Source organism: Dyella sp. SG562 (genome assembly GCF_011759495.1).
Classification (GTDB): Bacteria; Pseudomonadota; Gammaproteobacteria; order Xanthomonadales; family Rhodanobacteraceae; genus Dyella_D; species Dyella_D marensis.
This window is the reverse complement of record NZ_JAAOYS010000004.1, coordinates 285756-299056: the sequence shown is the minus strand read 5'-3', so window position 1 is coordinate 299056 and position 13301 is coordinate 285756. Positions and strand designations below refer to the sequence as shown.

9 protein-coding genes are annotated in these 13301 nt (G+C 68.1%); 3 read left to right on the top strand and 6 right to left on the bottom strand.

Features of this window, described 5'->3' with window-relative positions:
- Positions 1–17: 17 nt before the first annotated feature.
- Together FHW84_RS10600 and FHW84_RS10595 are read right to left on the bottom strand one after the other, a co-directional pair.
- Positions 18–1448: an alpha-amylase family glycosyl hydrolase gene (locus FHW84_RS10600; protein WP_343203590.1), complete on the bottom strand. Its 1431-nt coding sequence runs from the start codon at positions 1446–1448 to the stop codon at positions 18–20.
- A gap of 364 nt (positions 1449–1812) precedes the next feature.
- Entirely contained in the window at positions 1813–4707 is a 2895-nt protein-coding gene (locus FHW84_RS10595; RefSeq protein ID WP_167255214.1) for a TonB-dependent receptor, read from the bottom strand.
- 448 nt (positions 4708–5155) lie between these two features.
- Here FHW84_RS10595 and FHW84_RS10590 point away from each other — a divergent pair, with 448 nt between their 5' ends.
- Together FHW84_RS10590 and FHW84_RS10585 are read left to right on the top strand one after the other, a co-directional pair.
- Positions 5156–6766, top strand: coding sequence for an alpha-glucosidase family protein (locus tag FHW84_RS10590; protein ID WP_167255212.1), 1611 nt, complete (start codon positions 5156–5158; stop codon positions 6764–6766).
- 68 nt (positions 6767–6834) lie between these two features.
- Positions 6835–7053 carry a hypothetical protein gene (locus FHW84_RS10585; RefSeq protein ID WP_167255210.1) on the top strand — a complete coding sequence of 73 codons (219 nt, stop codon included), beginning with the start codon at positions 6835–6837 and terminating at the stop codon, positions 7051–7053.
- A 110-nt stretch (positions 7054–7163) separates the two neighbouring features.
- Here the strand turns inward: FHW84_RS10585 and FHW84_RS10580 are convergent, their stop codons facing one another.
- Positions 7164–9440, bottom strand: coding sequence for an ATP-dependent DNA helicase (locus tag FHW84_RS10580; RefSeq protein WP_167255208.1), 2277 nt, complete (start codon positions 9438–9440; stop codon positions 7164–7166).
- Between the two features lie 227 nt (positions 9441–9667).
- Here FHW84_RS10580 and FHW84_RS10575 point away from each other — a divergent pair, with 227 nt between their 5' ends.
- Positions 9668–10003 (top strand): hypothetical protein, encoded by a 336-nt coding sequence (locus FHW84_RS10575; RefSeq protein WP_026634959.1) that lies wholly within the window; start codon positions 9668–9670, stop codon positions 10001–10003.
- A 23-nt stretch (positions 10004–10026) separates the two neighbouring features.
- Here the strand turns inward: FHW84_RS10575 and FHW84_RS10570 are convergent, their stop codons facing one another.
- The 3 genes from FHW84_RS10570 to FHW84_RS10560 form a co-directional block, all read right to left on the bottom strand.
- Positions 10027–11286 (bottom strand): heme biosynthesis HemY N-terminal domain-containing protein, encoded by a 1260-nt coding sequence (locus FHW84_RS10570; RefSeq protein WP_167255206.1) that lies wholly within the window; start codon positions 11284–11286, stop codon positions 10027–10029.
- The gene (locus FHW84_RS10565; protein ID WP_243868060.1) at positions 11283–12374 is read right to left on the bottom strand and encodes a uroporphyrinogen-III C-methyltransferase; all 1092 of its coding nucleotides are present in this window, start codon (positions 12372–12374) and stop codon (positions 11283–11285) included. The genes FHW84_RS10570 and FHW84_RS10565 overlap by 4 nt, the downstream gene beginning before the upstream one ends.
- Before the next feature lie 75 nt (positions 12375–12449).
- Positions 12450–13214 carry a uroporphyrinogen-III synthase gene (locus tag FHW84_RS10560; protein WP_167255202.1) on the bottom strand — a complete coding sequence of 255 codons (765 nt, stop codon included), beginning with the start codon at positions 13212–13214 and terminating at the stop codon, positions 12450–12452.
- Between the last annotated feature and the right edge of the window lie 87 nt (positions 13215–13301).

Below are 13301 nucleotides of genomic sequence, written 5' to 3'. Positions count from 1 at the left end.
AGCACTTCGGCGCAAGCTCACTGCAACACCACCGTCGCATAGGCCGGCAGCGAAAGTTGGCCGTTCGCCAGCGTCGCGCCCGGCGCCGTATGCAGGCGGATCGCGGAGAACGCCTTCGCGCTGTCCGCATCGAGCTTGAAGCTCACGGCTTTGCCCGACAGGTTGTGCACCACCAGCGCGCGGCTGTCCGCGGTGGCGCGCTCATAAGCCACCAGCGCCGGGTTGCCGGTGGCGACCACGCGCAGGCCGCCGTCGCGCAGCGCCGGCACTTCCACGCGCCAATGGATCAGCGTGCGATACAGATTGAGCAGCGAATCGGGCTGATCCTGCTCGGCCTGCACCGACACGTCGCCGCCCTGCTTCGCGCTATAGGCCTTCCAGCGGCTGTCCCCCGGCGCCCCCGGCGTTCGCTGCCAGCGCATCGGCTCGCGCAGGTTCTCGTCCGGCTTGCGGCCGAGCATGCCCAGCTCTTCGCCGTAGTAGATGTACGGCCGGCCAGGCAGCGTCAGCAGCAGCGCCGCCGCCGTGCGCATGTGCTGCTGGTTGCCGTCGAGCTGGCTCAGCACGCGCACCTGGTCGTGATTGGAGAGGAATGGCGCATCGGCGTAGTCGTCGCCGGCCGCCGCATGGAACGCGGCGTAGGTGTCGGTCAGCAGCGCGGGCAGCTTGCCGGCCCGTTCCTGTCCCGCACTGGCGATCATCTGCGCGGCCAGCGGGAAATCGAAGACTGAACCCAGCGCCGGCAGATACGGCGCCAGTTCGCCGGGCACCGTCGCCGATACTTCGCCGACCAGGTACACGCCCGGATGCGTCTGCCGCAGTCCCTGGCGGAATTCGCTCCACCACTGCGCGTTCTTGCGGATCGGTTCCGGCTTGCCGTTGTCGCTCTTGAGGTCGTCGTAGATATGCCGCGCGGCATCCAGGCGAAAACCGTCCGCGCCCTTGTCCAGCCAGAACTTGCCGATCGCGATCATCTCGCGGCGCACCGCCGGCTCGTCGTAGTTGAGGTCGGGCATGGCGCCGGTGAAGTCGCCCAGGTAGTACTGCTTGCCGTTGGCATGCCAGGCGGGGCTCAGCACCGCGCTGATCGCTTTCAGGTCGGTGCCCTTGCCGGCCCAGGTATACCAGCGGCGGTATTCGCTGTTCGGATCCAGCGCGGACTTGAACCACGGGTGCTGGTCGCTGGTGTGGTTGATCACCAGGTCCAGGATCACCTCGATGCCGCGCTTGTGCGCCTCGCTCACCAGCCGCTCGAAGTCGGCCATGCTGCCGTACTGCGGATTGATGCCTTCGTAGTCGGTAACGTCGTAGCCGTGATAGCTGGGCGAGGGGTTGATCGGCATCAGCCAGATGCCGCTGACGCCGAGCGACTGCAGATAGTCGAGCTTGGCGGTGACGCCGTTGAGATCGCCGATGCCGTCGCCGTTGGTGTCGTACCAGGCGCGCACGAAGATCTCGTACCAGACGCCGGAGCCTTGGCTTTTCGGAGCGGAGGGGGCGGCGGCGGGCGGGGTGGAGTCGGCGGCGTGAGCGACGCCAAGAGCCAGAACGAAAGCGGCGGTCAAACGGCTTAATGCGCGAAACAGCGGCATGACTTGCTCCAATCAGTACGCCAGGCCGAGCCTCTACGCCCTGGCTAGGGAATCCCTCTCCCGTCGGGAGAGGGTGCCGGCAGGCGGGTGAGGGTTCGGCCAGCGCGCAACGTTGAGGCTTCGCCGCACCCTCATCCGCCTGCCGGCACCTTCTCCCAGCGGGAGAAGGGAATCACTCGGAGAGTGTGCGCAATGGACGCCACACTCTCCTTATCGTTGCTTACAGCTTGAACTCCACGCCCAGATAGCTGGTGCGCCCGAAGTACTGGATGGTGCCCGTCTGCGACGGATCCGAACCGAAGTAGGTCTTGGTCGGCTGGTCGCTGATGTTGAGCATCTGGTACACGACGCGCCACTGCTTGTTGACGTCGTACGAAGCCTGGAAGTCGTACACCGTCTCCGAGGCGAAGGTCACCATCTGGTTGGTCACCGACATCTGCGTATCGGAGGCGAACTTCGAGCGGTAGTTGCCGGACAGGCGGGCCGAGAACGGACCGTTGTCGTAGAACACCGCCAGGCTGGCCACGCGCTTGGACAGGCCAGGCAGGCCGATGTACGAAGTGGCGCCGCCCAGCGTGGTCGGATTGCTGACCGAGCTGTCGGTGTAGGCCACATTGGCCTGCACGCCCAGGCCCTTCCACACGCCCGGCAGGAAGCCGGTCTTGGAGAAGGACGCTTCCACGCCGCGCACGATGCCGCCCTTGGCGTTGTAGGCCGTCTGGTACTGGCCGTTGAGGTAGGGCTTCTGGGTGGCCGGGTCGATCGGCACCGGGATGCCGGCCGAGGCGAAGTCGAAGTTGTTGTAGGTGACGGCCTGGATGAACGACTTGATCTTCTTGAAGAACACGCCGCCGCTGATCACGCCGGTGGAATCGTCGAAATAATGCTCGAAGGTGGCGTCGTACTGCGTGGCGCGCAGCGGGTCCAGCTTCGGACTGGTGCCGCCCCAGACGTTGTAGTGGCCGTTGTCCACCCACGAGCCGGAGCCGGCCATCATCTGGTTGATCGGCGGGCGCGCCAGCACCTTGCCGGCGGAGAAACGGCCCTGGTCGCTGTCGGTGAAGTGATAGATCAGGTTCATCGACGGCAGCCAGTCGGAGTACTTCTTGCCGACGGTGAGCGGCGCGTAGTCGAGGCTGGTGTTGCCGTTGCCGTCGGTGATCGGCACGCCGGCGCCGTTGCCGACCTGCTGCAGGCCGTAGCTGTTCTGGTTCTGGTGCGAATAGCGCACGCCGATGTTGCCGGTCAGGTCATGATCGAACAGCTGCGTGGCGATGTCGGCCATGAAGTACAGGTCGCGCGTCTGCTCGTCGACCTGGCCGCTCTGGATCATCGACCAGCTCTGGTCGGTGATGTTCTTCACCGGGTTGGCGGTGATGCCGTGGGCGGCGAGGATCGCCGGGCCGTTGAGCTGCATGAAGCAGGGGAAGCGGGAGAAGTCGCCCTTCCAGCAGGTCAGCTTGGCCGCGCCGGCCGGAATGGTCAGCGGCACGCCCTTGCTCTGGTCGGTGCCCCACTCCGAGCCGTACACATAGACCTCGCGGTCGGCGTTGTAGTTGTGGTTGTTCGCGTAGAAGCCGAATTCGATCGCCGACAGGAACGAGCTGTTGGGCAGGTCGTACTTCACGTCGGTGCGGAACGCCTTCATCTTGTCGTGATAGATGTAGGGATACACGCCGTAGCGCGACAGGCCCAGCGTGCTCAGGTCGGTATATTGGCCCGGATTGCCGTACGACACGCTGCCGATCTGCCGGCCGCGCAGCTGGTAGGTCACCGACTGCGCCGCCAGCGTCGGGCTGGAGGTGCCCAGGCCCACGTACGGATCGGCGGTGGTGTCGACATTGATCTGATTGCTGGAAGCGCGCGACAGCGACACGTCCGAATCCACGTGCCAGTTGCCGTGGTTCCACTTCAGGTTCAGGCCGCTGGAGAACACGCTGGTTTTGGTCGTGTAGTTGTCCGCGGTGGTCTCGTTGGAGAACTGCTGGTTGCCGCCGCTGCCGGTCACGGTGCCGCCGGTCATCGTGCCGTAGGGGCCAAGCACCGCATTGGTGACGGTGGCGCCGCTCTGGTAGATGTTCTGCGTGCGGAAGCCGTAGCCGAACGAGGTGTTCTTGAACTTCGAGTAGAACGCGTCGCCGCTGACGGTGAGCTCGTCGGTGGGCTTCCACACGATGGTGGCGACCTCGCCGGTGCGGCGCTCGTTGCCGCCGTTCTGCTGCAGCTGCAGGCCCTGCGTCAGGTAGGCCTGGCGGCCGTCGGCCAGCGTGTACTTGCTGCCGTCCGAAGCTTCGCCCACGAACTGCTCGGACACATGCGGCTGGTACATCTGCGCCACGCCCAGGCCGACGCCCAGCGTATTGTCGAGGAACTTGCCCTGGTAGGCCGCGCTGATGCGATAGCCCTTGGCGCTGGCGCCGGCCACGTCGTTGGCGCGATCGTTATAGCTGCCGCGCGCATCGATATTGAGGTTCTGCTCCTTCGGCGCTTCCAGCGGGTTGGCCGTCTGCATGCCGATGGTGCCGCCCACGCCGCCGGTGATCAGCGAGGCCTGGGTCGACTTGTACACCGTGGCCATATTGATCAGTTCGGACGGGTACTGGTCGAACTGGATGTAGTTGCTGCCGCTGGTGGACGGCTGCTCGCGGCCATTGAGCGTGGTCTGGATGAAGTTGCCCGACAGGCCGCGGATATTCACCTGCGAGGCCTGGCCGGCGATGCGCTCGGCCGAGACGCCCGGCAGGCGGGTCAGCGCGTCGGCGATCGACTGGTCGGGCAGGCCGCCGATGTCGGCCGAGGTGATCACGTTCTGGATGGTGTCGGCGTAGCGCTGGTAGTCGATCGACTTCTGCACGCTGTTGCTGTAGCCAGTCACGGTGATGCCGGCGAGGCTCTTGGCGAGCTGTTCTTCGTTGCTCTTCTTGCGGCCGTCCTGCGGATCGGACGTCTGCGCGGCGCTCGACTGCGGCGCGTCCTGGGCAGATGCGGATGCGGCGGGCTGCGTGGCGGCGGGCGCACCGTTACCGGTGCCGGCCGGAGCCGCCTGGATGCCGACGGTGAAGCACAAGCCGGCCGACGCCAGCGCCATGGCCAATACGTTGCGTTTCAGGATCACCTTGTCCCCTCCCCAGGGCTTGAATCGTCACTACGGGTGCAGGCTCGCGCGGGTGCTGCGGCCGGCTTGTCTTGTGAATCGCGTTTTCACGTGGCGGCCATGGTAGGACCGGCTTTCCGGAGGGGATGCAGTTATGCATACGTATTCATGCGGGGGTTTTTTTGTGCACTCATGACAAAAACCCGATGGCGCGGCCGTTGCGGATCACCTGCATCCGGCGCTGCTTCCCCTGCGACCGATGCCGCGCCTGGCGCTACTTGCCACGATCCAAGCCACGTCCGCGCACAGGCCGCGCGGATGCCGCACGCATGGTGCTGCGCTGCAAAATCCTCGTTTCCTGAATACGTATGCATGAAACCCGTTGCCGCCGTGGCCTGCCTTTAAGCTGCCCCGCAACCTGCACGCCGCCTTGCCGCCGCGTGCGCGAAAAGCCTCGGGATTACGGGACATGAGTGAAACACCCTGGTGGCGCGGAGCCGTCATCTACCAGATCTACCCGCGCAGCTTCCTGGATACCGACGGCGACGGCGTGGGCGACCTGCCCGGCATCGTCGACCGCCTGGACTACATCGCGGGCTTAGGCGTAGACGCGATCTGGATCGCGCCGTTCTTCCGTTCCCCGATGGCCGACTTCGGCTACGACATCGCCGACTACCGCGCGGTGGATCCGCTGTTCGGCAGCATCGAGGACTTCGACCGCCTGCTGGCGAAAGCGCATGCGCTGGGCCTGAAAGTGATGATCGACCAGGTGCTCAGCCACACCTCGGACCAGCACGAATGGTTCAAGGAAAGCCGCGCCAGCCGCGACAACGCCAAGGCGGACTGGTACGTGTGGGCTGACGCGAAGGACGACGGCAGTCCTCCCAACAACTGGATGTCGCTGTTCGGCGGCGTGGCCTGGCAGTGGGAGCCGCGGCGCGGGCAGTACTACCTGCACAACTTCCTGACCTCGCAGCCGGATCTCAACTTCCATCACCCGGACGTGCAGCGCGCGGTGCTGGACAACGTCCGGTTCTGGCTGGACAAGGGCGTGGACGGGCTGCGCCTGGACGCGATCAACTTCTGCTTCCACGACCGCCAGCTGCGCGACAACCCGCCCAAGCCGCAGGCGATGCGCGTGGGCCGCGGCTTCAGTCCGGACAACCCCTACGCTTTCCAGTACCACTACTACAACAACACGCAGCCGGAGAACCTTGCGTTTCTCGAAGAGCTGCGCGGCTTGCTCGATCGCTATCCCGGTGCTGCGGCGCTGGGCGAGATCTCCTCGGAAGACTCGCTCGCCACCATGGCCGAATACACCAGCGGCCATCGCCTGCACATGGGCTACAGCTTCGAACTGCTCACCGACGATTTCAGCGCGGCGCATATCCGCGGCACGGTGGAGCAGCTCGAAACGCAGATGACGGAAGGCTGGCCGTGCTGGGCCATCTCCAATCACGACGTGGAGCGCGTGCTCAGTCGCTGGGGTAACGGCGATGCGTCGGTGCGCCTGGCCAACCTGCTCACCGCGATGGTGTGTTCGCTGCGCGGCTCGGTGTGCGTGTACCAGGGCGAGGAACTGGCGCTGACCGAAGCCGAGGTTCCGTACGAAGCCTTGCAGGACCCCTACGGCATCACCTTCTGGCCTACCTTCAAGGGCCGCGACGGCTGCCGCACGCCGATGCCCTGGGACGAAACGGCGAACGCGGGTTTCAGCAGCGGCGCGCCGTGGCTGCCGGTGCCGGCCGCCCACCGCGCCTTGGCGGTGTCGCGGCAGGAGCTCGATCCCGCCTCCGCCCTGCACGGCTTCCGCGGCTTCATGCAGTGGCGGCATGCGCAGGCGGAACTGCGCTGGGGCGATATCCGTTTCCTCGACGCGCCCGAGCCGGTGCTGGCCTTTACCCGCACGCATGCGGGGCAGACGGTGCTGGCGGCCTTCAATCTCAGTCCGTCGCCCGTGACGATAGCGCTGCCGGCAGCCGGCGAGCGCATCGGCGGCCATGGGCTGGCCGAGGGCACGCTGGAAGGCGGCGAACTGCGCCTGCCGCCGCACGGTCTGCTGTTCGCCCGGCTGGCCTGAGCGGGGCGTCTTTTGCCTTCACGGTGGGCCGCCTATGATCGGCGCACCGTGTCGAAAGGAGTTCCCGCATGCGCGCTGTACTGATCGTTCTTGGACTGATCCTGGTCGCCGCCGGCATCTGGGTGCTGGCCGGACAAGCCTTTTACCAGCAGACCGACACGCTGGTGCAGCTGGGCTCGGCAAAGATCACCGCGACGCATGACAAGGCGGTGCCGACGTGGATGGGCATCGCCGGCATCGTAGTCGGTGCGTTGCTCGCCATCGGCGGCTTCGTGCGCAAGGGCTGAAGCAAAAACGCCAGGCGTAGGTTGGGGTGAGCGCAGCGAACCCCAACGTCACCGCCACGCAAACGCCACGTTGGGGTTCGCTGCGCTCACCCCAACCTACGCCGGCGCTTCTACAAAGGGGTCAGGTTGGCGTACGCCGCCACCAGCCACTTGCTCCCCGCCCCTTCGAAATTGATCTGCAGCCGCGTATGCGCGCCGCTGCCCTCGGCGCTCACCACCACGCCTTCGCCGAAGCTCGGATGGCTCACGCGCTGTCCGAGCTTCACCGGCAGATCCTCCTGCAGCGACGACGAAGCCGATTCGGCGAAACGGCCGGCATACAGCGGCCGCGTCACCTGCACGCGCGGGCGCACTTCGTCGACCAGGTCCGGCGGTACCTCGGCCAGGAAGCGCGACGGGCGCGCCAGCATTTCCACGCCGTGCATGCGGCGCGATTCGGCATAGGTGATCACCAGCCGCTCGCGCGCACGGGTGATGCCGACATAGGCCAGGCGGCGCTCTTCTTCCAGGCGCCCTTCGTCCTCGACCGAGCGCTGGCTGGGGAACAGGCCCTCTTCCATGCCGACCAGGAACACCACGGGAAACTCCAGGCCCTTGGCCGAATGCAGGGTCATCAGCTGCACGCAGTCGTCCCAGGATTCGCCCTGCCCTTCGCCGGCTTCCAGCGCCGCATGCGAGAGGAACGCCGACAGTTCGCTCAGGCCCGCCTCGATATCTTCCGCGGTCGGCTCGAAACGGCTGGCCACGTTGACCAGCTCGTCCAGGTTTTCCACCCGCGATTCGGCATTGCCGCGGCTGTCCTTCTCGTAGAAGTCGCGCAGGCCGGTATGGGTGATGGCGTGTTCCATCTGCTCTGAGAGAGCGAGCGAGGGAACGGGGAACGGGGAACGGGGAACCTGGGCGCTATCACCCATACCCGTATCGCCCGCGCTGTTCCCTGTTCCCCGTTCCCCGCTCCCCGCCCCACTAAACGTGCGCGCCATCTCGTCGATCATCTGCAGGAAGGCCTTCACCGCGTTCTTCGCGCGGCCGGCCAGTTCGCGGCCGCCGGCCAGCTCGTTCAAGGCCGCTTCCCACAGCGAGGTGCCTTCGCCGCGCGCGCGCTTGCGCAGCGCGTCGAGCGTGCGGTCGCCGATGCCGCGCGGCGGCGTGTTCACCGCGCGCTCGAAGGCCGCGTCGTCGTGGCGGTTGGCGGACAGGCGCAGATAAGCCAGCGCATCCTTGATTTCCGCGCGCTCGAAGAAGCGCAGGCCGCCGTACACGCGATACGGGATGTCGCGCTGGATCAGCTGTTCTTCGAAGTTGCGCGACTGCGCATTTGACCGATACAGGATGGCGCAGTCGCGCGCATCGCCATGCTCGGCGATGTATTCGCGGATGCGCTCGACCACATAGCGCGCCTCGTCCTGCTCGTTGTACGCGGCATACACGGCGATGCGCTCGCCGTCCTCGCCGTCGGTCCACAGCTGCTTGCCGAGACGGCTGCCATTGCGCGCGATCACCGCGTTGGCGGCCTTGAGGATGGTGGAGGTGGAGCGGTAGTTCTGTTCCAGCTTGATGGTCTTGGCGCCGGGAAAATCGCGCAGAAACTGCTGCACGTTCTCCACCTTGGCGCCGCGCCAGCCGTAGATGGCCTGGTCGTCGTCGCCCACCACGAATACTTGGCCCGTGCTGCCGGCGAGCACGCGGATCCACGCGTACTGCAGCGTGTTGGTGTCCTGGAATTCGTCGATCAGCAGATAGCGCCAGCGCTGCTGGTAATGCTCCAGCACCGCGGGGTTCTTCAGCCACAGCTCGTGCGCGCGCAGCAGCAGTTCGGCGAAGTCGACCAGGCCGGCGCGCTGGCAGGCTTCTTCGTAGGCCTGGTAGATCTGCACGAAGGTGCGCGTGACCGGATGGTCGCGATGCTCGATGCCGCCAGGCCGCTTGCCTTCGTCCTTCCAGCTGTTGATCTGCCAGGTGGCCTGGCGCGGCGGGAACTTGGCCTCGTCCAGGCCCAGCCCCGCGACCACGCGCTTGACGATGCGCTGCTGGTCGTCGGCGTCGAGGATCTGGAAACCTTCCGGCAACCCCGCCTCGCGCCAGTGCCGGCGCAGCAGGCGGTGCGCGATGCCGTGGAAGGTGCCGACGGTGAGGCCTTGCGTGCCGGCGCCGATCAGCGCATCCAGGCGGCCGCGCATTTCGCCCGCGGCCTTGTTGGTGAAGGTCACCGCCAGGATCGCCCACGGCGGCACCTGCAATACCTGGGTCAGCCAGCCGATGCGATGAGTGAGAACGCGGGTCTTGCCGGAACCCGCGCCGGCCAGCACCAGATAGTGCCCGGGTTGCGCACAGACGGCTTCGCGCTGCGCGTCATTGAGCTTGTCGATCAAATGCGAGACATCCATCGGGCAATTGTAGCCGGCCCGGACGGCTTGGCAGAGAGTCGGGAATCGGGAATAGGGAATAGAGAATCGGTGAAAGCAGGTGACCACGAGACTTGTGGCGACCCGCTCTTCCGATTCCCTATTCCCTATTCCCGATTCCCTTTCCCAAGCTGAACGCAAGAACCTGTCCGCGAACCGAGGCGGCGGAGCGCCGGTCTCCAGCATGTCTTCACCCGCAAGCTGCCGCCATGAACTGGTCGCCCAAGACGAAACCGCTGGACCACGATATCTGCGTCCACATCTTCACCGCCTCGGCCGCGATGGTCGGCGTGTGCATCACCGTTATCGGCATCCTGCGCGTGGCCGTCTCGATGCGCCGCATCGACCTGATCGGCAACGACCTGCTGGCGCTCAACACCATCCTCTACCTGCTCGCCTGCCTGCTTTCGTACTGGGCGCTGCGCACGCGCAGCCTCAGCCGCAATCACCGGCTGGAGCGCGTGTCGGACGTGCTGTTCCTGCTGGCGCTGACCTTGACCACGGTCAACGCGGGCTTTCTTACCTGGGCGGTGTCGAAGGGCTGAACCTGCCTTGCCGCCGCGGCGCCTTATTGAGGCAGGCGCGGCACGCCGTGTTCGCTGCGCTCTTCCACCGCCACCGGACGCGTATCCAGGCGCGGGCCGCGCAGCTTGTCCTGCGGCAGCGGCAGCACCGCGGCGCCGCGATGGAACGCCAGCGCGTTGCGGTAGCACTGCCTGGCCAGCGCGTCGTCGCCTTCGCCGGCATAGGCATCGCCCAGCGCCTCCCACACTTCGGCGGTGGGCTTGAGCGCGAGCGAGCGCTCCAGGTACGCGTGCGCCTTGCTCCACAGCTTCAGCCGCACGCACATGCGGCCCAGGGTGAGCAGCAGGTAGGGATCGTTCGGATGCGTGTCGAGCCAGCCTTCGGCGCGGCGCAGGCGCGCGTCGAGGCTGTCGTCGCCCAGCACGCCATAGGTTTCGATCAGCAGCGGCGACCATTCGCGGCGCAGCGCGGATTCCACTTCGTCCATCGCCGCCAGCGCCATGCCGAAGCCGGACGCGGCGCGCGCATAGGCGTCGATCGCGGCCGGCGCGCGGCGCTGCGACTTCGGCAGCTGCGACCACAACTGGTTGAGCGCGGCGCCATCCGGCGCGGCGCGCAGCGAAGCGGACAGGATCTGGCCTTCCAGCACGGCGTAATTCTTCGAGCCGAGCGCGCCGCTTTTCTGCAGCGGCTCCAGCGCCTCGCGGGCGCGGCGGAAATCGCCGGTGTCGAGCGCCGCGATGGCCAGCTCGCGCCAACCGCCGGGGCTGAGCGTGCCGGCGTCGGCCTCAGGCGCCAGCAGCGCCAGCGCTTCGGCGGCCTTGCCATCGCGGCGCAGCACGCGGGCACGCAGCACGCGCGCCGCGCGCGGCGAGGACTGGCCGGCTTCGGCCAATGCTTCCAGCGCGCGGCCATGTTCGCCGCGGCGCGACGCCGCTTCCGCCGAGGCGAGCAGCGCGGGACCGCGCAGGCTGTCCAGGCGGGAGGCGCGGTTGAGGTCGCGCTCGGCGTCGCCGTGGCGGCCTTCCATCAGTGCGACCAGGCCGTCGCCCAGGCGCTGCCGGCTGATCCGGCGATGGCGGCGCGACAGCGCGCCGAACGGCCAGCGCGCCAGCCGCCAGGCCAGCCCGAGCAGGCCCCAGACGACCAGCAGCGCGACCACGGCCGCGACCACCGACATCTCCGCCTGCCAGCCGCGCAATTGCACGAGCACATAACCAGGGTCCGCGGCCACCCAATGCCAGCCGAACGCGGCGACCGCGGCCACGGCCACCAGCAGCAGGATCCAGCGCCACAGGTTCATGGCCTGGCCCCGGCTTCGGGCTTCGCTTCCGCTTTCGTTTCCGCGGCGGGACGCAGCGCATGCACCGCGCGCAGATTGCGCAGCTCGCTGAGCGCGGCGCCCAGCTGCACCGGCGCGACCACCGGCAGCTGGTGCTGCAGCTCGGCCAGCTTCGCGCGTGCCTGCTGCACCGGTGCTGCGTTGACGTCGAACTGCGCGGCGAGGTTGGCGTCGGCGCGCTTGAGCGCATCCGCGTAGCCCTCGGCGTCATAAGCCAGCAGCGCGGCCTGCGCCTGCGCCAGGTCCAGCCCGACCAGTTCGCGCGCAAAGCGCGCATCGGCCACGGCCAGCGGCGCGGTGTTGGTGCGCTGCACGCGGATCACGTCGCCGAGCGAGCGGCGCACGCGCGCCCATGCGGTGTCGGCGGCGGCGGCATCCTCGGCATGATCCAGCGGCTTGAGCGGCCACGCGGCAGAAGCCGCGCGCAGCCCGGTGAGCGCGTCGAGCGCGGCGGCCTGGCCGGCCGGCTGGCTCCTGGCCAGCGCTTCGCGTTCGGCGCCGACGCTCTGGCGCAGGCCGGAGAAGGCGCCGTCGTTCACCGCGGCGAGGGTCTGGTCGGCCAGCGCGTAGGCCGCGGCGGCGCCCTGCGCGTCGTGGAACAGCGCATAGCGTTCCTTGCCCATGCGCAGCAGGGTTTCGGTTTCGTCCAGCAGCATGCCGTCGTGGCCGGACAAGGTCTTGTCCGACAGCTTGGCGACGGCGTCTTCGAGATTGCGCGTGCGCTCGGACTGGCCGAGCAGCTCCTCGCGCAGCGAGCGGTTGACCTGGTCGGCGTCGCCCAGGCGCTGGCGCAGCAGGCCGCGCTCGTTCTCCATCGCTTCGAGCGCGCGCTCCATGTTGGCCACGCGCGTCTCCAGTCCCGCGGCGGTCTGCGTAGCGCCGCGTACGCCGGTTTCCTGCACGTACTGGCGCCAGCCCACGTAGCCGGCGCCGCCGAGGGCGACCAGCGCGAGCAGCGTGGCAAGGGCGACGGTGCCGCCGCGGCGCGGCGCGGCGGAAGGGGCGGGCGCGGGCGCGCCGCTCGATGACATGGCGTTGTCCTGGCTCATGCGCGCCATGCTAGCAGCCCGCGTGCGCCGGTTCGCATCAAACGGGCGTGAAAAGCGTGCGTTTCGCGCCGAGGACTAGCGCCGCGCCGCGGCGGCCAGCAGATCCGCGGCCATGGCCGACGCGGCGATGCGCACGCGCGCGAAACCCGCGGCCCGCGCCGCCGCAGCCAGCCGTTCGCTGCTCGCGATGGCGGTGGCGGCGCACAGGCGGCTCCAGGCGGCGGGCGGCAACAGGGCGCGCAGGTTGTCCAGCGCCTCGGCGCTCGACAGCAATACGCGTGCCGAGCGCGGCAGCGCCGCCACCGCGTCGACATGCCGGCGCAGCAGCCGCGGCGCCACGCGGCGATAGACATGCAGCTCGCGCAGTTGCGCGCCGCGCGCGGCGAATTGTTCGCGCAGCAGGCCGCGGCCGCCGGGCGCACCGATCAGGGCCACGCGGCGTCCGCGCAGATCCTGCAGCGCGGGCTGATCGAGCAGGCCTTCGCTGTCCTGCCGCTGTGGCGCGATCGCCGCGATGCCGTGCCGGCGCAGTGCGCGCGCCGTGCCCTGGCCCACCGCCAGCACCGTGGCGCGCGTGCGCAGCGGCGCGAGCCGCGCGGCGAAGCGCACCGCGGCGGGACTGGTGAAGACCAGCACTTCATCGCGCAGCGCCGCGCGCAGCGCCGCGGTGGCACCGCGCGCATCCTCGGCGCCGCGCAGCGACAGGCCCGGCAGTGACAGCGGCTCGCCGCCGAGCGCGCGTACCTGGCGCGCCAGCGCGGCAGCGGTGCCGGCGGGCCGCGTGATCACCACCGCGCGGCCGGCGAGCGAACGGGGAACAGGGGCGCTGGCTCGGCTCATGGCTTGCCTGACAAGGAAACACCCGGAGTGTACCGAGGCCGCGCATGGCGCGCGTTCTTGCGGCGCCGCCACGCGACTTGCGGCCCA

What these genes read in the sequence shown, in the direction of transcription:
- FHW84_RS10570 (WP_167255206.1), bottom strand. Translation starts at nt 11,286, where the DNA reads ATGAACCTGTGGCGCTGGATCCTGCTGCTGGTGGCCGTGGCCGCGGTC.
- FHW84_RS10575 (WP_026634959.1), top strand. Translation starts at nt 9,668, where the DNA reads ATGAACTGGTCGCCCAAGACGAAACCGCTGGACCACGATATCTGCGTC.
- FHW84_RS10560 (WP_167255202.1), bottom strand. Translation starts at nt 13,214, where the DNA reads ATGAGCCGAGCCAGCGCCCCTGTTCCCCGTTCGCTCGCCGGCCGCGCG.
- FHW84_RS10580 (WP_167255208.1), bottom strand. Translation starts at nt 9,440, where the DNA reads ATGGATGTCTCGCATTTGATCGACAAGCTCAATGACGCGCAGCGCGAA.
- FHW84_RS10585 (WP_167255210.1), top strand. Translation starts at nt 6,835, where the DNA reads ATGCGCGCTGTACTGATCGTTCTTGGACTGATCCTGGTCGCCGCCGGC.
- FHW84_RS10565 (WP_243868060.1), bottom strand. Translation starts at nt 12,374, where the DNA reads ATGAGCCAGGACAACGCCATGTCATCGAGCGGCGCGCCCGCGCCCGCC.
- FHW84_RS10590 (WP_167255212.1), top strand. Translation starts at nt 5,156, where the DNA reads ATGAGTGAAACACCCTGGTGGCGCGGAGCCGTCATCTACCAGATCTAC.